The sequence below is a fragment of the Nocardiopsis sp. NPDC007018 genome, from assembly GCF_040635075.1.
Lineage (GTDB): Bacteria > Actinomycetota > Actinomycetes > Streptosporangiales > Streptosporangiaceae > Nocardiopsis.
In genome coordinates, this window is record NZ_JBEYHA010000008.1 from 134,377 (window position 1) to 152,652 (window position 18,276).

Consider the following 18,276-nt stretch of genomic DNA (forward strand, 5'->3'; position numbering starts at 1 on the left):
AACAGCAGCACCAGCAACGAGTACGGCAAGCGCCACCGCGGAGGCTGCGCATGGTGGTGTCTCCCTCCTGGTGGTGGGCGTGCCGGGGTAGGAGCTGAGCCTGTCTCATCGGGTTGGGTTGGCGGTGGACTATTCGCTGGGTGGGCGTGGACGGGGCACGAGCCCTGACCGTCCCGGCGGATCTGGTGGCTCCGGCGGCTCCGGTGACTCCGGTGTGGTGGAACGTGCTGGTGGCGGCGCTGGCCCGGGAGGTGGGTCGGGCGCTGAGCCCGGTGGTGTCGGTGGGTGGCCCCTGTTCCTGCCCGCCCACATCGTGCGGTCCTTGCGCAGTCCCCACCGGTGCTTGAGCCGGTTGTGGGTCGAGCACAGGGGCTGGATGTTCTCGGCGCTGGTGCGGCCGCCCTGCCACCACTCGATGATGTGGTCGGCCTGGGTCCACTTCAACGGCACGTCGCACCCGTGCCGCCAGGCGCACGTGGTGTGCCCGGCGAACGCCGCCGTCTTGATGGCCGGGGTCGCGGTCCGGTACTCGTGCCCCACGTCCAGCACAGCGCCGGTGCGGTGCTGCACCATCAGGTGCCGCACCAGGCTCTCCCCCAGCAGCTCACGTACCGCGCTGGTGGGAACGACCCGACCGTTCTCCGTGGTGGCGGGGTCGTCGCCCGGGGCACCGGCCAGGGTGGTCGCGGGGATCAGGACGCTGATCATCGCCACCGGAGAGGGCGCCCTCTCGCACCCGTGGTGGGTCTGGGCGAAGGAAGCCGCGTTGAGGAACGCGTCGAAGGTCCGCTGCTCCCGAGACAGACCGCCCTCAGGGTCGTGGGGGTTGGCGAACCCCTCCAGCACCGCTTCCACACGCAACGCGTCCGCGGCCGAACCCCAGGCTTGGAAGAGGAAGCTCCCTGCGTCCGTGCGTGACAGGCGGGCTCCACGCTGAGCGTGTGCGGTTGCGTGGTCGCGTTCGGCCCGGTGAGGGTCGAGCCGGGCCCCCAGTTGGAGGGCGGCCCGGCCCAGACCGACTACGGAGGTGGTGGGGTGTTCGGCTTTGAAGGCGAGCAGTCCGTGTTCCATGTTCTTTCGGAACAGGTCGGGGTCAGGGTGGTCGGTGGTGTTGAGCTTGAGCCGGTCCACCGCCCGCTCCACACTCCTGACCACCGCGGCCGCTTCCCCGAACGAGAGCGACCCGGATCGCAGGGCGCGGGTGGTGTCGGCGAAGGTGTGCCGGGCGGTGGCGCGTCCCACCCCGGCCATCTCGTTGGCCTGGGTAGCGCTGACGCCGAAGGAATGGCGCATCCACGTGGCCAGGTCCCGCTGACCGCCCTGGTCGAGAAGTTGTCCGCTGGCCTCGACGCGGGCCACGGCGGCCACCAGGTGGAGTTTGATCAGGTCGAGTTCCTCCCACACGCGGGTGGCTTGGTCCAGGACCTCACCCTCGGACCCGGGCGCCCATTCCCGGTCGAAGAAGAGCGCGGCCTGTTCCCGGGCAGCGCGCATCACTTCCTCGGCCGGGCGGTGTCCGGTCGAGGGAGTGGGCACTTCAGGGAATAGGTCCATGTCTCCACAATAGCGAATCACCCCAGCACATTCCATATCCGGTCGGCCATAAAACCCTGGCCATTCGACAAAACAAATGTACTATCGACTCTGTGGATAACTCGAAAAGCGTCGCAATGTCATGCTAGGGGGCACTCTCTCGGGGGTGTCCGTTCGGATTTCGGACAGCACGACATGGGAGGGATTTTAGGCTCCCCAATATCGACCTTAGAACGACGTCCGCCCAGGTCGCCAGCGAGCCTTGCCTACCTGTGGATAACCGGGGCCACCCACCCGTAGGCGATCTCTGTTGTTGCTTCTCTGGGCGCCTGATCGGCCGCGACACCCGGCCCGACGTACTCCGGCCGCGACGCACACCGGCCCGACGTACAACGGCCAGGGGAAACGCCGGGGCGCATGACCGACCCGGAGGCAATGAACGATGAGCGCAGGTGTGGGAAAACGTCGAGGTGGCTGTTGGCCCCTTGGGGCCGTTGCCCCTTCCCGTCCCTCCCCCTTTTCCCGGTGACCGCTCACCGGCCGATGGAGCGAAGCGGGTCACGGTGGAGCGCCCTTCCTGGACGTCCACGACGCGACGACCTCGACGCGCGCAGCGCAAGCGGCCACACTCACGCGGCGGGGAGAGAAGGGGTATCGCCCCGCCTTTCTCGTTCGGCGGCGAAGTGCCCGAACTCACGCACCTATGCGATCCCGGAATTCAGTCTTCACCCGTGCTTCTCCCCGACATACTTCTTCGCGTCCCCTACCCGGACATCACCTGCCTGCCCGGAGACAGCCGGGCTCCGCCCGGTGAGGACCCGACTCCATCCCGACTCAGATCCGGCTCAGACCACGGGGGCGTCCCAGGTGCCGCCTGCGGGGCGGTCCTGGACCTCCAGTGGCGGGACGCGTTCGACGGCGGGCACCGGGCCGGGAGGCGTGCCCTCACCGAAGGGGTGTCCGTCGAGCTCCTCGCGACCGTGCGGGGTGAGCCAGGCGTGGGGGTCGGGTCCGACAGCCACCACTCCGGTCGGGTTGATGGCCGTGTGCACCCGGTAGTAGTGGACTCTGATGTGCTCGAACTCGGTGGTGTCTCCGAACCCGGGCGTCTGGAAGAGGTCGCGCGCGTACGCCCACAGTGCCGGATACGCGACCAGTGTGCGCCGGTTGCACTTGAAGTGGCCGTGGTAGACCGCGTCGAACCGGACCAGGGTGGCCCACAGCCGGAGGTCGGCCAGGGTGATGTGGTCGCCCACCAGGTAGCGGCGGTGGGTCAGGCGGTCCTCCAGGGCGTCCAGCCGGTCGAAGACTGCGGACACCGCCCGGTCGTAGCGGCGCTGGTCGGGCGCGAACCCGGACCGGTACACGCCGTTGTTGAGGTCGCGGTAGACCTCGGCGCTGACGGTGTCGATCTCCTCCCGCAGGTCACGCGGGTACAGGTCGGGCGCGCCCTGGCGGGTGAGTCCGCCCCATGCGGTGGCGAAGTCCACGCTGATCTGGTCGAAGTCGTTGGAGACCAGGTGGCCGCTGGTGACGTCGACCAGACCGGGCACGCTCACCCCGCCGTCGTAGGCGGGGTCGCGGGCCAGGTAGGCCTCTCGTAGGGCGTGGATGCCCAGAATCGGGTCACGGCCGCCGGGGCTGCCGGTGCGCTCGGTGAACACCCAGTGCGGGTCGCCCTCGATGATCTCCTGAACGGGGTCGGTGACGGCCAACGAGACGACGTCCTCCAGGCCCATGAGCCTGCGCGTCATCACCACCCGGTGCGCCCACGGGCAGGCCCGGTTGATGACCAGCCGGTAGCGTCCGGGTTCGGCGGTGCGCCCGTGCCGGCCGTCCGCGGTGACCCGGTCGGCGAAGGCCGCCGGGGCGCGCTTGATCTCCTCGGTGGGAAGCTTGTTGGCCCGCATACCGGCTACCTCCGACGGTGTGGATCGAGTGGGTACGTCACCGACCCTAGCCGTCGGGGAGGCGGCGGAGCCGGTGGTCCACAGGGAGAATCACCCGTTTTCGCGCGGTGAGGGCGGTCAGTGCCGCCGCGTCGGCCGTGCGGCTCCGAGTTCGGCCATGACCTGGCGGGCGATGGCGCGTCCGGCCCGGTTGGCGCCGATGGTGCTCGCCTGCGGACCGTACCCGGCCAGGAACAGGCGCGGTTCACTGACGGAGCGGCCGTTCTCGACCCGCGGGCCGCCGCCGGGTTCGCGCAGCCGCAGCGGGGAGAGGTGGGTGAGCTCGGGCCGGAACCCGGTGGCCCACACGATCGCGTCCACGGGGGTGAAGGAGCCGTCGGCCCAGCGGACCCCGTCGGGTTCGATCGCGGTGAACATCGGCCGGGCCACGAGGAGGCCCCGGTCGCGCGCGGCGAGGTTGTCCGGTGTGGCGGGCAGCCCGGTGCCGCTGATGATGCTGGGCAGCGGGCGCCCCGCGCGGGCCGCCTGGTCGGCCTGCCGTACGGCGCGTACGCCGCCCTGGGGGTCGTTGACGAACTCGACGGGCCGCCGGGTGGCCCACACCGTGCTCGCGGCGACGCCCTCCAGTTCGCGGAGGAAGCCGACGGCGGAGGTTCCGCCGCCCACGACGAGCACGCGCATCCCGGCGAAGTCCTGCGCGGCACGGTATTCGGGTGTGGACACCTGCGCGCCCCGGAAGTCGGCGGCCCCGGTGAAATGGGGCCGGAAGGGCCGCGCCCAGGTACCGCTGGCGTTGACCACCACGCGTGCGGCGACGTCTCCCTTGTCGGTGGAGACGAGGAGTCGGTGGCCTCGTGCGCGCACCGAGCCGACCCGGACGGGCCGCACCACGTGCAGCCCGAACCAGCGCTCGTAGCGTTCGTAGTAGTCGCGCACCACGTCCCGTGCGGGTCGGGAGGCGTCGGCGGTGGCGAAGCTCAGGCCCATCTCGCGCATGCCGGGCAGGTCGTCGACCTTGTGGGCGTCGTCGAGTCGGAGCGACTCCCAGCGGAACTGCCACGCTCCGCCGGTGTCGGGCCCCCGGTCCATGACCACGAACTCCGTGCCGGGTTCGAGTCCGAGGCGCCGCAGGTGCCAGGCGACCGAGAGCCCGGCCTGTCCGGCACCGATGACCACCGCGTCCGCCGTCTCGGGCAGTACGTCCCGAACACGCTCCACGACCGCTCCTCCCGTTGTCCGCCACCAGTGGGGAACAACGGGGCGCCGCGGTTCATGCCTGCCACGGTTCCCTTGGCCGGTGTCGGTCGTCGTACCGGGCGCACACGACGCATCTCCTATTGACTTTCGATAGACATCTATCGATAATCGACAGATGCACCGTTACATCACCCTTCTGCTGCGCACCCTCGTCGTCGGGGCGATCACCCTCGGCCTCTTCGGACAGATCGTGGTCATTCCGGGCGCGATCGCCGAGGAGGCCGCGTCCTTCCCGCCGTACGCACCGATCGTGGTCCCCTACACGGTCCTGGGCATCCTCGGCGTCGCCTGTGTCCAGGTCGCCCTGGCCGCCACCTGGAAGCTCCTCGGCATGGTGGAACACGACACGCTCTTCGACGCTCGGGCCCTGCCCTGGGTCGACCTCGTCATCGGCGCGAGCCTCGTGGGGACGCTGCTCGCCGCCGGGGTCGCCGTCCACCTGGCCGTGACCGACATGCCCTTCGCCAACGGCGCCATGGAGGCGGTGTCCGCCCTCGGCGCCGCCGCCCTGACCAGTGTCGCGGGAGCGGCCTTCGCCGCGCTGGTCGTCCTCATGCGCGGACTGCTGGGCAGGGCCACACGCCTGCGGACCGAGCTGGCCGGGGTCGTCTGATGGCGATCGTCGTCGACCTCGACGTCCAGCTCGCCCGGCGCGGGATGTCGGTCGGGGAGTTCGCCGAGGCCGTCGGGATCACCCCCGCCAACGTCGCCGTGCTGAAGAACGGCCGCGCCAAGGCGGTACGGTTCACCACCCTGGACGCGATCTGCCGGGTCCTGGACTGCCAGCCCGGCGACGTCCTGCGCCGGGTTCCGGACGAGGCCCGCGAACCGGCCTGAGGGCCGCCGTCACTCCCGGACGGCGGCCACGGCCTCGATCTCCACGAGCTGGTGGTCGTAGCCGAGGACGGTCACGCCCAGCAGGGTGCTCGGGACGTCGTGCTCACCGAAGGCGTCCCTGACCACCTCCCAGGCGGCGACCAGGTCGTCCTGGGAGGAGGAGGCCACCAGCACCCGGGTGCTGACCACGTCGGTGAGCGCGGCCCCCGCCTCGGCCAGGGCGGTCCGCAGGTTGTCGACGCACACGGCCGCCTGGCCCGCGTAGTCTCCGACCGCCGCGGTGGTCCCGTCCGGGGCGAGCGGGCACGAACCGGCGGGGAAGACCAGGCGTACGCCCGGCGGGACGGTGGCCGCGTACGCGTACTCCGCGGCGTCGGAGAGGGCGGCGGAACGGACAAGGGTCACGGCACTGTTCATGGAGGTCTCCGGTGGGAAGCATGGGACACCGGGAACGATAGCCACACCTCCGCGCCGACCCCACCGGTTTTCCGCCTGTCGCACCCGCCTTCCACACCGTCGACCGGATTCCGTAGCCCCGACGTCCACACAGGTGGGGACGGGTGCGACACACGGCGAAAATGCCGATCCGGGAATCACCGGTGGACGACACTGGGCCCATGACCCAGGAGAGCGCCGCGCGTCCCCCCGATCCGAGCGACCCGCTTCCCGACCTCACACCCGACCAGCTGGAAACGCTCCACCAGGTCGGCGACCAGTGGTCCCGCGTCACCCGCCCACCCCGTGAGTGGCGCGACGCCCTCCCGGTCGACCCCAACGTCGGCAGCTACCCCGCGCGGCACCAGATCCACCCGCCGCGCTACGAGCGCTTCGTCACCGTGAGCGAACTCGGCGACGAGAAGCGGGCGTCCGAGGTGTCGAGGGTCAGGGCCCTGAGTTCCTCCTCCACGAGCCCGCTCGGCTCCCGGGTCCGGCGGGTACTCCTCGGCCCGGCCCTGAAGAGCACGGCCCTGGTCCGCGAACGCATGCGCAAGCTGGTCGCCCTGCCTGTGCTCTCCTCCGACGCGTTGTCGTCGGTGGCGTACGGGCCCGAGGCGATGATCACCATCCTCGTCATCGCCGGTGTGGCGGGGCTGGCCCTGTCGCTGCCCATCGCCCTCGCCGTCATGCTGTTGATGCTGGCCGTGGGACTGTCGTACCGCCAGACCATCCGAGCCTACCCCAACGGGGGCGGCTCCTACATCGTGACCAGCGACAACCTCGGCCGGGTGCCGGGGCTGGTGGCCGCGGGCGGTCTGATGGTCGACTACGTGCTCACCGTGGCCGTGTCGATCGCGGCGGGGGTGGCCGCGATCACCTCGGCCGTCCCCTCGCTGAGCGGGTCGGCCGTCCCCCTCGGTCTGGGCGCCATCGCCCTTCTGCTGGCCGGAAACCTCCGGGGCATTCGTCAGGCGGGCCTCATCTTCGCCGCGCCCACCTACCTGTTCGTCGTCTGTGTGGGCTCGATGATCGTCGTCGGCCTCGTCGAGTCCGCGCGCCAGGGGTTTCCGGCCCCCACTCCTCCGCAGGTCAACGCCACCACGGGGGTCACCCTGTTCCTGATCATGCGCGCCTTCTCCTCGGGGGCGACCGCGATGACGGGCATCGAGGCGATCAGCAACGCCGTGCCCGCCTTCAAGCCCGTCGAATGGCGCAACGCCCGCACGTCCCTCACCTGGATGGTCTCCATGCTGCTGGCGCTCTTCGGTGGGATCATGGCCCTCGTACTGCTCACCGGTACTCTGCCGAAACCGCACGAGACGGTCCTCTCCCAGCTGGGTCAGCACACCTTCGGCCCGGGCGTCATGTACACGCTCCTCCAGGCGAGCACGGCGGGCATCCTCCTGCTGGCGGCGAACACCGCCTACAACGACTTCCCCCGGGTGCTCTCGCTCCTGGCGCGCGACCACCATGCGCCGCGCCCGTTCATGCGCATGGGCGACCGCCTCGCGTACAGCAACGGCATCCTCCTGCTGACCGTCTCCGCGGCGTTGATCTTCGTCGCCTTCGGTGGCCAGACCAACGCCCTGATCCCCCTCTACGCCGTCGGGGTCTTCCTGGCCTTCACCCTCTCCCAGAGCGGGATGGTGGTGCACTGGTGGCGCGCACGCACCCGGCACTGGCGCAAGAGCCTCGCCTTCAACGCGGCGGGGGCGGCCATGTGCGCCGTGGTGTTCGTGACGGCCGCGATCGCCAAGTTCACCGCCGGTGCCTGGGTGGCGCTGCTGGCCGTGGTGGTGTTCGTCGTCCTGGCACTGCGCATCCGCGTCCACTACGACAGGGTCGGGCGGGCACTGCGCCTGCATCCGCACACCGCCTCCCTGCCCGGGAACACCCCGCCCGCACCGCTCTGTCCTCCGGACCGGGTTCCGCCCGGCCCGGAACGGTCGGAGCGGGGGACGGACAGGGACGGCACGGAGGCGGAGGCGGAGGAGACGCCGGAGGAGATCCACCACCTCTCGGTGGTCGCCGTGGAGACCCTGGACCTGGCCAACATCCGCGCCCTGGCCTACGCGGCCTCGCTCCAGCAACCGGTGCTGGCGGTCCACCTCAGCCCCACGGACGAGGAGGCCGAGCGGATGACCCGGTACTGGCGGCACTGGGGGAACCACCTCCCCCTGGAGGTGGTCGTGTGTCCCTACCGGACGATCATCGCCCCGCTGGTGGACTACGTCGGCGCGCTGCACGAACAGCGCCCGGACCTGACGATCACGGTGATCCTCCCGGAGCTGGTGCCCGCGCACCGACGGCACCGGCTGCTGCACGACAGGATGGCCTTCCGGCTCCGGCATGCGCTGCGGGAGCGGCCCAAGATCGTGGTCACCAGCGTGCCGTTCCACGTCTAGTCGGCAGGCACGCAAGAAGGGCGTTCACCTGGGTGAACGCCCTTCGTCTGTCGGGACGGCGGGATTTGAACCCACGACCCCTTGACCCCCAGTCAAGTGCGCTGCCAAACTGCGCTACGTCCCGGCCGCTGGGCGGCGGCGTCTCCGCCCCGCCAACGGGAACGACTCTATCGCATCCTCCGGGCGGTTCGCACCACGATGCGCCCTCCCCGTCGCGCCGACACTGCGCAAGAACGGTCAAGCGGCGGCGGGGCCCCCCGGAACATACTGGTGGCATGACCGAACCCACCACAGCTCCCCCCACCGGGCGGGACCGCCTGCGGGAACTGCTCGACGCGGTCCTGGACGAGGACAACTCGCGGCTGAGCGCCATGGCGGGGCGGGCCCACGCCTCCCCCTTCCACTTCAGCCGCCAGTTGAGCGCGGGCACTGGTGAGTCGCCGGTGGCCCTGCGCCGCCGGGTGCTGTTGGAGCGGGCCGCCTGGCGGATCGGGCAGGGACGCAGCGTCACCGACGCGGCGTTCGAGGCGGGGTACGCGTCCGTGGAGGGGTTCACCCGGGCCTTCGCCCGAGCCTTCGGGCATCCGCCGAGCGCCACCACGTCGGGCAGCGGGCGCTGGCTGCCCGCACCCAACGGCGTCCACTTCCACCCGCCGATCCACCTGTGGGTGGAGGAGGACCCGAGGGGACGACCCAGCATGGACATGACCGTACTCCAGGTCCACCACGACGTGGACGACACCGCACTGCTCATCCGGATCGCCGCCGAGCTGCCGGAGGAGGAGTACCGCAGAGTCCGGGAGCCGGAGCTGACCGTTCTGTCCTGGGACGGCCCGGAGGGGTCGATCGCCGCCACCCTGGACCGCCTGGTGGCGGGCAAGGAGACGTGGCTCGCCTCCATCGAGGGAGCGGACACACCCGCCCGGGGAGCCGACGACCCGGAGTCGTTGCGAGTCAGGCACGAGGAGGCGGGGGCGCGGTGGATCGCCACCGTCACCGACATCGGTCGGCGGGACGCGTGGGGCGACCGGCTGATCGACGCCCTGTGCGACCCTCCGGAGAGCTTCCTGCTCGGCGGGGTGGTGGCGCACGTGCTCACCTACTCCGCGCACCGCAGGCTGAACGCGCGGCGCATGCTGCGCGCGGCGGGGGTGGAGGTCGACCAGGGCGACCCACTGGAGTGGTTGCCGAAACGCTACACACCGAGGAAACAGGGGGACGCGACATGAGCAGGACCGTCTACGAGACCGCCACCAGTCTGGACGGGTTCATCGCCGACCAGGACAACTCCCTAGACTGGCTGTTCGCCGTCGAGGGCGCGCAGGAGGGTGAGGCGATCGACTCGACCGCCGAGTTCATCGCGAACGCCGGGGCCATCGTCCTGGGGGCGACCACCTACGAGTGGATTCTGGAACACGAGGGGCGCGGGCCCTGGCCCTACGAGGCGCCCACCTGGGTACTCACCCACCGGGAGCTACCCCGGATCGAGGGCGACCTCCGCTTCGCCAGTGCCGACACCGACGAGGAGCTGCGCTACCTGCACGCGGAGATGGTGCGGGCCGCCGACGGCCGCGACATCTGGGTGGTCGGTGGAGGGCGGATCGCCGCACGTCTGGCTCGGCTGGGGCTGCTGGACGAGGTGTCGGTGTCCGTCGCGCCGGTCAGTCTGGGCAGCGGGGCTCCGCTGCTGGACGGTCGAGTCCAGCTCAGGCCGCTGGAGGTGAGGCTCGCGGGCGCCTTCGCCTGCCTGCGTTACGAGGTGGTCAAGGGCTGACCCGCCTGGGCCGGGGGGCGGCGCGACGTCGACGGCGCCCGCCGCCCCTCAACCGGTGTCCAGGGCACGCAGGGCCTCGGCGGCCTCGGCCACCTCGTGTTCGTTGAACACCGCTATGCCGTTCTCGCGGAGCAGGTGCGCGGTCACTCCCCCGCCGGGCACCCGGCGCCCCGTGAAGGTCCCGTCGTAGACCTCGCGCAGTCCGCACGAGGGGCTGGACTCCTTGAGCAGGGCCACCGCCACGCCCTGGGCCCGCGCGGTGGCCAGTGCCGCCCGCGCTCCGGAGACGAAGTGCTCGGTGACGTCCGTTCCCTCGGGGGTACGGATCGTGGCCCGACCGGCGAGAACCGCGGCCGCGTCGGCGCCGGGCTCGATCTCGGCGGGCGGCCGGGGCACGGGCAGTCCCCCGGCGACCTCGGGGCAGTGCACCACCAACCGCCCCTCCGCGCGCCAGCGCTCGATCGTGGCGTCATCCACCGGTTTGGCCCGTCCGTCGAAACGGACCCGGCGTCCCATGAGACAGGCACTGACCAGCACTTTGCGCATGCTGCCACGCTACCGTCGGGCGACACGTACGCCTCCCACGCTTTGGCTACCCCAAGTGGTTATCTGGGTACTTCTGGTGATTTCACCGAGGGGGAGACGTGAGCGAACAGCAGGGTCAGCCAACCCTGACCACCCAGCACCGGACCACGCGCAAGGCCGTGGTCGCGGCGGCGATCGGTAACGCGACCGAGTGGTACGACTTCGGTGTCTACAGCTACCTCGCCGTGACGATCGGGCTGGTCTTCTATCCGTCGCAGTCCTCGGGTGTGCAGCTCATCGCCACTTTCACGACCTTCGCCGCGGCCTTTCTCGTGCGCCCCCTCGGCGGCATGTTCTTCGGCCCCCTCGGCGACCGGATCGGCCGCAAGCGCGTGCTGGCCGCGACCATGCTGCTGATGGCGGTCAGTACCTTCGCCATCGGCCTCATCCCGTCCGCGGCGTCGATCGGTATCGCCGCGCCGATCCTGCTGCTGGTCGCCCGCATGCTCCAGGGTTTCTCGACCGGCGGTGAGTACGGCGGCGCCACCACTTTCATCGCCGAGTACGCACCGGACCGGCGCCGGGGGTTCCTCGCCTCGTGGCTGGAGTTCGGAACGGTGAGCGGCTACGTGGGCGGCGCGGGCATCGTCACCGTGATGACCCTGCTCCTGGGTGCCGACACCATGCACGACTGGGGCTGGCGCATCCCGTTCCTACTGGCCCTGCCGCTGGGTGCCATCGGTCTCTACCTGCGGGTGAAGCTGGAGGAGACCCCGGTCTTCAACGAGAACACCGACGGCTTCGCCAAGGACGAGGAGGGCGAGCGCCGCAAGGGCCAGTTCAGGGAGACCATCGTGGGCCAGTGGCGGGCCATCGTCCTGTGCATCGGTCTGGTCATGGTGTTCAACGTCAACAACTACATGGTCACCGCCTACATGCCCACCTACCTTGAGGCGGTGCTGGGCTACAGTTCGACCCTGGCCCTGGTGGTGACGCTGGGTGCCATGGTGTTCATGCTGCTCACGGTGACGCTGTTCGGGTTCGCGAGCGACCACGTGGGCCGCCGACCGGTCCTGATGTCGGGCTGCGTGCTCGGGATCGTGCTGTCCCTGCCCGCGTTCTGGCTGCTGCAACAGGGCAGTCTGTGGGCGGCCTCGCTGGGCGTGCTGGCGCTGGCCGTCACTCTGGTGCACTTCTCCGGGGCGGGCCCCGCGGCGCTCCCCGCCTTCTTCCCGACCAAGGTCCGCTACGGAGCCCTGGCCATCAGCTTCAACGTCTCGGTGGCGCTGTTCGGCGGCACCACACCGCTGGTCTCGGAGTCCCTGGTACAGGCCACCGGGAACCTGTACTCGCCGGCGTGGCTGGTGATGGCGGCCAGTGCCGTCGGACTGGTCGTGGTGTGGCGGATGAGGGAGAGCGCGGGCCAGCCGCTGCCGGGCGCTCCGGCCATCCCGGTCCCGGAGCGGAGGCCGGGCGCCTCCGGCGGCCCGCCCTCACCGCGCGAGAGCGGCGAGTCCCTCCCTGGCGAGTGGAACGGCAACGTCCGGCGTCTGCCGACGGAGAACTGAACCGGAGGGTCGGGCACGGGTGAGGGGGCGTTCCCTGGGGGCGCCCCCTCACCCGCGTCAAGGGCCTGTTGTGTGGATCATTGCGCCCGCCCGTCGCCCTCCACCACCCTCAAGGGACGCCTGGCGGCGCGGATTTCTCACGGAGCCAGGCTGCCTCTCACCACGCCGATGAAGCTCGGACAGCCAAACCCGGGCGGGCCCCCGCTGTGCGACACCGCGGAGCTTGCGTAGCGGAGCACAGTAGGGGGCAGCATCCCTCATCGTCTCGCGAGAGATGGCCTGACAGCCGCCCTCGGCGTGGCCGCCCTGACCTGGATGGTCTCCCTGGTCGCCGCCGACCTCATGCGTCGGCGCGGATACCGGGGGCCAGCCGAACGACTGCTGCGCCGACTGGTCGGACCGCCGAGTCCGGGGTCCGCGCCCCGGAGCGGCGCCCCGGCCACCGAGCACGCCCGGTAGGCGGGCACGACGCAGGGGGCGCCCCGGCTGGGACACCCCCTGCGAACCCCGGACCCGTTCGGGTCGGGTCGGCCGTCAGCGGCGGGCACCGCCGCGCTGCTTGCGGTCCGGACGCACACTGCCCTTGGACGCGCGCCCCGGAGTCCCGTTCTTCTTCTCCCGGATGCGCATGCTGATGTGCACCGGAGTGCCCTCGAAACCGAAGTCCTCGCGGAGACGACGCTCGATGAACCGGCGGTAGTTGTCCTCGAGGAAACCGGTCGTGAACAGGACGAAGTGCGGCGGACGCGCACCGGCCTGGGTCGCGAACAGGATCTTGGGCTGCTTGCCGCCGCGCACCGGCGGCGGGGTGGCCGCCACCAGCTCCTTGAGCCAGTTGTTGAGCTGACCGGTGGAGATGCGCTGGTTCCACCCGGCGAGGCTGGTCTCGATCGCGGGGACGAGCCGCTCCATGTGGCGGCCGGTCATCGCGGAGATGTTCACCCGGGGCGCCCAGGAGACCCGCGCCAGCTGGCGGTCGATCTCCTTCTCCAGGTAGGTGCGGCGCTCCTCGTCGAGGATGTCCCACTTGTTGAACGCCAGGACCAGGCCGCGGCCGGCCTCCACGACCTGCTCCACGACCCGGATGTCCTGCTCGGCCAGCGGCTCGCTGACGTCCATCAGCACCACGGCCACCTCGGCCCGCTCCAGGGCGGTGCCGGTGCGCATCGTGGCGTAGTAGTCGGCGCCCTGGAGGGCGCGGAACCGGCGGCGGATACCCGCGGTGTCGATGAACTTCCAGGTCTGGCCGCCCAGCTCGATCAGCTCGTCGACGGCGTCGCGGGTGGTACCGGCGACCGAGTCCACGACCACGCGGTCCTCACCGGCGAGCCGGTTGAGCAGGCTGGACTTGCCCACGTTCGGGCGGCCCAGCAGAGCGATGCGGGGCGGGCCGTCCTCCTCGTCCTCCGCCTCGCCCGCCGGGGTCTCGGGGAAGGCCTCCACCACGGCGTCCAGCATGTCGCCCGTGCCGCGACCGTGCAGGGCGCTGATCGGGAACGGCTGTCCCACCCCCAGGTTCCACAGGTCGAGGGCGTCGGCCTCCTGCTGCCCGCCGTCCACCTTGTTGGCGGCCAGCACCACGGGCTTCTTGGTGGCGCGCAGCACCCGGGTGACGGCGGCGTCCGCGTCGGTGATGCCCACGGTCGCGTCGACCACGAACAGGATGACGTCGGCGGTCTGCGCGGCGTACTCGGCCTGGCGGGCGACCATCGCGGCCAGCCCGCTGACGCTGGTCTCCCAGCCGCCGGTGTCCACCAGCGTGAAACGGTTGTTCTGCCACTCGGCGTCGTAGGCCACCCGGTCACGGGTCACGCCCGGGACGTCCTCCACCACGGCCTCGCGACGGCCGATGATGCGGTTCACCAGACTGGACTTGCCGACGTTGGGCCGACCGACCACGGCGACGACGGGCAGTGCCGTCTCCTCGCCCTCGGAGGCGGTGCCCACGTCGGACACGTCGAACTCACTCATGTACTCGTACTCCCGGTTCCAGGTCCCCACGCGCCCAGGATGCGTGCCGCGAGGATGTCGAAGGATTCAGCGCGATCGCCACGTGAATCGCCCACGGGCGCCACCGCGGGCGCCCGTGTCCTGCCACGGGGGGCAACCCCCGTGGATGTTCGTGTGTTCCCCCTGGCGGGGGTGGTGTGGCCGGTCTCTCCCCGACCCGCCGCCGTCTCCGGCGGGTCGTGCTAGCCCTCTCGGGCCTCGTCGGCCAGCTTGACGACCAGGGCGACGACCTCGTCGAGGGTCAGGCCCGTGGTGTCGAGCTCGGTGGCGTCCGCGGTCTGGGTCAGCGGCGAGTGGGCACGGCTGGAGTCCAGCCGGTCCCGGCGGGCCAGGTCGGCCTGGGTCGCCGCGACGTCGGAGCCGCGCACCTCCTTGCTGCGCCGCTGCGCCCGCGCCTGGGCGCTGGCGGTGAGGAACAGCTTGACGGGGGCGTCGGGGGCGACGACGGTCGTGATGTCACGCCCCTCCACCACGATACCGGCGCTCTCCAGACGAGCGGCCTCGATGACCTCTCGCTGGGTGCGCACCAGCAGTTCGCGCGCCTCGGGCACGGCCGAGACCGCACTCACGTTGGTGGTGACCTGCTCTCCCCGGATCTCGACGGCCACGTCGCGGCCGTCGACCGCCACGGAGGGGGCGGAGGGGTCGGTGCCCATGGTGATGACCGGACGGCCGACGTTGGCGGCCACGGAGGCCGCGTCGTGGACGTCCACGCCCTGGTCCAGCATCCACCAGGTCAGGGCCCGGTACATGGCCCCGGTGTCGAGGTAGCGCAGCTCCCGCGCCCTGGCGACACCCCTGGCCGTGCTCGACTTGCCCGACCCGGAGGGACCGTCGATGGCGATGACGATGCCCTTGCCCTGCGCGCTCACTGCTGCTGACTCCCGAGTTCACTGTGCCTGCGTCGGCGCCTGCTGCCGCCGACGCCCCAGCCTACCCTCGCGCCGGGGTCCGCAGGACGGGGCCGTCTCACAGCCCGGGGTGCACCGACCAGCCGTCCGCGGACAGCGCCCCGGCCAGGGTGTCCACGGCCTCGGGGAGCACGTACAGCTCGGCCACACCCAGCGGGAGGCCGGGGCTGTGTTCGATCCGCACGTCCTCGATGTTCACGCCCGCCGTGGCGGCCGCCGCGAACAGACGGCCCAGCGCGCCGGGCTCGTCCGGGATGACCACCGGGATGACGGTGTAGTCGGGTCTGCGGACCGACCCGTGCTTGCCGGGGATGCGCCGCTGGCCGGAGCGCCCGCGCGCGAGGAGGTCGCGAACAGGTTCGAGTCCCCGCCGCGGGTCGGCGCCGTGCTCCGCACCGCTCCAGTCGCGCAGGGCGTCGGCGGTGGCGGCCAGGTCGGCGGCGACACCGTGCAGCACCTCGGCCACGGGCCCGGCGTTGTGTGTGAGGATCTCCGTCCACATGCCCGGGTCGCCTCCGGCGATCCGGGTGACGTCGCGTACCCCCTGTCCGGCGAGGGACAGCGCGTCGCCGTCCCCGGACAGCAGCCGGGCCGCCACGGCGGAGGAGGCCACGTGCGGGGCGTGCGAGACCAACGCCACCGCCCGGTCGTGCGACCGGGCGTCCAGCACCAGCGGATCGGCCCCGCACAGACGGGCCAGGGCGGCCACCGCCTCGACGGACCCGGGGTCCGTCGCGGGAGTCGGGCACAGAGCCCAGGAACGGCCGAGGAAGAGGTCGGCGCGGGCCGCGCCTGGACCGTGCTTCTCCCGTCCCCCCATGGGGTGGCCGGGCACGAAGGTCGCCATGTCGCAGCCGAGCCGCTCGGCGCCCTCCAGGACGCTCGTCTTCACGCTGGCCACGTCGGTGTACACCTGGGCGAGCTTGCGTTGCTGGGCCTCGCGCAGCACCGCGGGGACCACGGCGGGCGGGGCGGCGATCACCGCGACGTCGGCGGGGGCCCCGTCACCGGCCTCGTGCAGGGGGCGCCCGGCCCCGAGGTCGCTGGCCAGCCGCAGCGAGGCGGCGTCCGGGTCGCTCAGGGTGACGTCAGCGTCTCGGGCCCGCAGGGCCAGGGCCACGGACGTCCCGATCAGACCGGTCCCGACCACCGTGACCCGTAGCGGCCCCGTCCGGCCCGCCCCGGTCGTCTCCTCGCCCACGGCACCCCCCCGCCTCACCGCGCCCACGGAGGTCGCGGGCACGGTCCCAGGGTACGACCTCCTGACCTGGAGTCCCGCCCCGCCGCCGAGGTCCGCTCGGGAACGCTACTGGGCGATGTCCAGGCGCAGCGCCTGGGCACCCCTCAGGTACACGTGCTGCACCTCGGTGCGCGCGAGCGGGGTCTCCACGTGCGCCATCAGCCGCACCACCCGGGGCAGCGCGCCGGGCACGGCGATCTCGGACGCGCACATCAGCGGCACGTCGGCGAAGCCCACACCGCGCGCCGCCAGTGCGGGGAACTCGCTGGTCAGGTCGGGGGTGGCCGTGAACAACACGCTGATCACGTCGTCGGTGGTGAGTCCGTTGCGCCGCATCACCTCGGAGACCAGTTCGGTCGTGGCCTCCAGTACCTGCTCGCGTTCGTCCGCGTCGACCTGCACCGCACCGCGAATGGCCCGTACCGCCACGTTCGTCCCCGCCCTCGTCCTCGCCGGTGGTGCCGCCCGCCAGGGAAAGACGGCGGACGGCGGCCGCCCCCACACAGGGTGCGACCGCCGTCAACTGTAGCGACAGAGCCTCGGGTCAGAGCCCCGCGGCCTTGTAGAGCTCGCCGACCTCACGCGAGCTGAGCGCCCGCATGGTGCCCAGGCGCAGCGTGTTGAGGTCGATCGGGCCGACCTGGGTGCGCGCCAGGTCGGCGACCGGGTGGCCCACCGCCTCCATGAGGCGGCGCACGATGTGCTTGCGCCCCTCGTGCAGACGGATCTCCACCATGGCCTGGGCGTCGTCGTTGTCGACCACGCGGAAGGAGTCGACCCTGACCGGCCCGTCCTCCAGCTCCACACCCTTCTGGATCTCGCGCACCACGCGGTGCGGCACCGGGCCGGGCACCTTCGCGATGTAGGTCTTGACGACCTTGTAGCGCGGGTGGGTGAGGCGGTTGGCCAGGTCACCGTCGTTGGTCAGCAGAATGAGACCCTCGGTCTCGGTGTCCAGCCGACCCACGTGGAAGATGCGCTCGGCGGTCTGACCGGCGTAGTCGGCCAGGGTCGGGCGGCCCTCCGGGTCCCACATGGTGCTGACCACTCCGCGCGGCTTGTTGAGCGCGAAGTACAGCTTGTCGGGAGCGGTGACCACGCGCATGCCGTCGACGCGGATCTCCGAAGCCTCGGGGTCGACGCGGGCGCCGAAGCGCTTGACGATCTGGCCGTCGACGCTCACCCGTCCGGCGGCGATCATCTCCTCGCTGGCCCGTCGGCTGGCGACACCGGCCGCGGCCAGTGCCTTCTGGAGGCGGATGCCGTTGGGGACGTCCGTGTAGGTGTCCCGGGAGTCACCCTCGTGGCGGTCCTCGTCGCGCGGGTTGTAGTCCGCGCGCAGGGCCTGGAGCCGCTCACGGGCCGCCTTGGAGAGCTGGTTCTCGCGCTTGACGTCCCTGACCGGCTCGTGGTCGCGGCGGACCGGACGCTGGTCGGGGTCGCGGCGCGGCCGGTCGTGGCGGTCCTGGGGACGGCCTCCGCGCTTGTCGTCGCGGCGCTGGTAGCCGCCGCCCTTGGTGTCGCGGCTCTGGAGACGACGCCCCTGGGCGTCGCGGCGCGGGCGCTCGTCGCGGTTGCCGCCACGGTGGTCGTCGCGGCGGTCGTAGGAGCGACCACCACGGTCGTCACGCCGGTCGTCCCGGCCCTGGAAACCACCACGACGGTCGTCCCGACCCTGCGGACGACCACCACGGTCATCGCGACCCTGGTAGCCACCACGCCGGTCGTCCCGGTCATAGCGACCACCACGGTGGTCGTCACGCCGGTCGTCACGGCCCTGGAAACCACCACGACGGTCGTCCCGACCCTGCGGACGACCACCACGGTCATCGCGACCCTGGTAGCCACCACGCCGGTCGTCCCGGTCT

At 71.4% G+C, this 18,276-nt stretch carries 16 protein-coding genes, 1 tRNA gene and 1 pseudogene; 7 read left to right on the plus strand and 11 right to left on the minus strand.

Features of this window, described 5'->3' with window-relative positions:
* Positions 1 to 129 precede the first annotated feature (129 nt).
* The 3 genes from ABZ635_RS06465 to ABZ635_RS06475 form a co-directional block, all read right to left on the minus strand.
* A complete protein-coding gene (locus ABZ635_RS06465) occupies positions 130 to 1,494 on the minus strand; it encodes an HNH endonuclease (protein WP_357759861.1) in 1,365 nt (454 codons plus the stop codon).
* Between the two features lie 884 nt (positions 1,495 to 2,378).
* A complete protein-coding gene (locus ABZ635_RS06470; protein ID WP_357759864.1) occupies positions 2,379 to 3,443 on the minus strand; it encodes a glutathione S-transferase C-terminal domain-containing protein in 1,065 nt (354 codons plus the stop codon).
* Between the two features lie 117 nt (positions 3,444 to 3,560).
* Complete coding sequence (locus ABZ635_RS06475; RefSeq protein ID WP_357759867.1) at positions 3,561 to 4,661, minus strand: NAD(P)-binding domain-containing protein; 1,101 nt, start codon at positions 4,659 to 4,661, stop codon at positions 3,561 to 3,563.
* A 154-nt stretch (positions 4,662 to 4,815) separates the two neighbouring features.
* Between ABZ635_RS06475 and ABZ635_RS06480 the strand changes: the two genes are divergently transcribed.
* Together ABZ635_RS06480 and ABZ635_RS06485 are read left to right on the plus strand one after the other, a co-directional pair.
* Positions 4,816 to 5,313, plus strand: a complete 498-nt coding sequence (locus ABZ635_RS06480; RefSeq protein ID WP_357759869.1) for a DUF2975 domain-containing protein — start codon at positions 4,816 to 4,818, stop codon at positions 5,311 to 5,313.
* A complete protein-coding gene (locus ABZ635_RS06485) occupies positions 5,313 to 5,537 on the plus strand; it encodes a helix-turn-helix transcriptional regulator (protein ID WP_357759872.1) in 225 nt (74 codons plus the stop codon). Before ABZ635_RS06480 ends, ABZ635_RS06485 begins: the two co-directional genes overlap by 1 nt.
* Positions 5,538 to 5,546: 9 nt before the next feature.
* Here ABZ635_RS06485 and ABZ635_RS06490 read toward each other — a convergent pair whose 3' ends face one another.
* Positions 5,547 to 5,954 (minus strand): Rid family hydrolase, encoded by a 408-nt coding sequence (locus ABZ635_RS06490; RefSeq protein WP_357759875.1) that lies wholly within the window; start codon positions 5,952 to 5,954, stop codon positions 5,547 to 5,549.
* A gap of 200 nt (positions 5,955 to 6,154) precedes the next feature.
* Here ABZ635_RS06490 and ABZ635_RS06495 point away from each other — a divergent pair, with 200 nt between their 5' ends.
* A complete protein-coding gene (locus tag ABZ635_RS06495) occupies positions 6,155 to 8,380 on the plus strand; it encodes an APC family permease (RefSeq protein WP_357759879.1) in 2,226 nt (741 codons plus the stop codon).
* A 50-nt stretch (positions 8,381 to 8,430) separates the two neighbouring features.
* Here ABZ635_RS06495 and ABZ635_RS06500 read toward each other — a convergent pair.
* Positions 8,431 to 8,504, minus strand: a tRNA-Pro gene (locus tag ABZ635_RS06500).
* Positions 8,505 to 8,655: 151 nt separating this feature from the next.
* Here ABZ635_RS06500 and ABZ635_RS06505 point away from each other — a divergent pair.
* Together ABZ635_RS06505 and ABZ635_RS06510 are read left to right on the plus strand one after the other, a co-directional pair.
* Positions 8,656 to 9,609 carry a helix-turn-helix domain-containing protein gene (locus ABZ635_RS06505; protein ID WP_357759882.1) on the plus strand — a complete coding sequence of 318 codons (954 nt, stop codon included), beginning with the start codon at positions 8,656 to 8,658 and terminating at the stop codon, positions 9,607 to 9,609.
* Positions 9,606 to 10,154, plus strand: coding sequence for a dihydrofolate reductase family protein (locus ABZ635_RS06510; protein WP_357759885.1), 549 nt, complete (start codon positions 9,606 to 9,608; stop codon positions 10,152 to 10,154). The genes ABZ635_RS06505 and ABZ635_RS06510 overlap by 4 nt, the downstream gene beginning before the upstream one ends.
* 48 nt (positions 10,155 to 10,202) lie before the next feature.
* On the opposite strand, the gene ABZ635_RS06515 is transcribed toward ABZ635_RS06510, so the two are convergent.
* Positions 10,203 to 10,700 (minus strand): DUF523 domain-containing protein, encoded by a 498-nt coding sequence (locus tag ABZ635_RS06515; RefSeq protein ID WP_357759888.1) that lies wholly within the window; start codon positions 10,698 to 10,700, stop codon positions 10,203 to 10,205.
* 98 nt (positions 10,701 to 10,798) lie between these two features.
* Between ABZ635_RS06515 and ABZ635_RS06520 the strand changes: the two genes are divergently transcribed.
* Together ABZ635_RS06520 and ABZ635_RS06525 are read left to right on the plus strand one after the other, a co-directional pair.
* Complete coding sequence (locus ABZ635_RS06520) at positions 10,799 to 12,247, plus strand: MFS transporter (RefSeq protein WP_357759890.1); 1,449 nt, start codon at positions 10,799 to 10,801, stop codon at positions 12,245 to 12,247.
* Positions 12,248 to 12,523: 276 nt separating this feature from the next.
* Positions 12,524 to 12,706, plus strand: a pseudogene (locus ABZ635_RS06525) (hypothetical protein); the annotation flags it as partial.
* A gap of 75 nt (positions 12,707 to 12,781) precedes the next feature.
* On the opposite strand, the gene der reads toward ABZ635_RS06525, so the two are convergent.
* The 5 genes from der to ABZ635_RS06550 all read right to left on the minus strand — a co-directional run.
* On the minus strand, positions 12,782 to 14,218 hold the full coding sequence (der, locus tag ABZ635_RS06530) for a ribosome biogenesis GTPase Der (RefSeq protein WP_357759947.1): 1,437 nt from the start codon (positions 14,216 to 14,218) through the stop codon (positions 12,782 to 12,784).
* A 221-nt stretch (positions 14,219 to 14,439) separates the two neighbouring features.
* Positions 14,440 to 15,129: a (d)CMP kinase gene (gene cmk / locus ABZ635_RS06535; protein ID WP_357759893.1), complete on the minus strand. Its 690-nt coding sequence runs from the start codon at positions 15,127 to 15,129 to the stop codon at positions 14,440 to 14,442.
* 97 nt (positions 15,130 to 15,226) lie between these two features.
* A complete protein-coding gene (locus ABZ635_RS06540) occupies positions 15,227 to 16,369 on the minus strand; it encodes a prephenate dehydrogenase (protein WP_357759949.1) in 1,143 nt (380 codons plus the stop codon).
* A 105-nt stretch (positions 16,370 to 16,474) separates the two neighbouring features.
* Entirely contained in the window at positions 16,475 to 16,837 is a 363-nt protein-coding gene (aroH, locus tag ABZ635_RS06545; protein WP_357759895.1) for a chorismate mutase, read from the minus strand.
* A gap of 115 nt (positions 16,838 to 16,952) precedes the next feature.
* Positions 16,953 to 18,276 (minus strand): pseudouridine synthase (locus ABZ635_RS06550; protein ID WP_357759898.1); only part of this gene is annotated, 1,324 nt, incomplete at its 5' end.

Bases quoted from the DNA above. Each gene is read 5' to 3' on its own strand.
- ABZ635_RS06465 (WP_357759861.1), bottom strand. From the start codon at position 1,494: ATGCGCGCTGCCCGGGAACAGGCCGCGCTCTTCTTCGACCGGGAATGG.
- ABZ635_RS06470 (WP_357759864.1), bottom strand. From the start codon at position 3,443: ATGCGGGCCAACAAGCTTCCCACCGAGGAGATCAAGCGCGCCCCGGCG.
- ABZ635_RS06480 (WP_357759869.1), top strand. From the start codon at position 4,816: ATGCACCGTTACATCACCCTTCTGCTGCGCACCCTCGTCGTCGGGGCG.
- ABZ635_RS06485 (WP_357759872.1), top strand. From the start codon at position 5,313: ATGGCGATCGTCGTCGACCTCGACGTCCAGCTCGCCCGGCGCGGGATG.
- ABZ635_RS06490 (WP_357759875.1), bottom strand. From the start codon at position 5,954: ATGAACAGTGCCGTGACCCTTGTCCGTTCCGCCGCCCTCTCCGACGCC.
- ABZ635_RS06495 (WP_357759879.1), top strand. From the start codon at position 6,155: ATGACCCAGGAGAGCGCCGCGCGTCCCCCCGATCCGAGCGACCCGCTT.
- ABZ635_RS06505 (WP_357759882.1), top strand. From the start codon at position 8,656: ATGACCGAACCCACCACAGCTCCCCCCACCGGGCGGGACCGCCTGCGG.
- ABZ635_RS06510 (WP_357759885.1), top strand. From the start codon at position 9,606: ATGAGCAGGACCGTCTACGAGACCGCCACCAGTCTGGACGGGTTCATC.
- ABZ635_RS06515 (WP_357759888.1), bottom strand. From the start codon at position 10,700: ATGCGCAAAGTGCTGGTCAGTGCCTGTCTCATGGGACGCCGGGTCCGT.
- der (WP_357759947.1), bottom strand. From the start codon at position 14,218: ATGAGTGAGTTCGACGTGTCCGACGTGGGCACCGCCTCCGAGGGCGAG.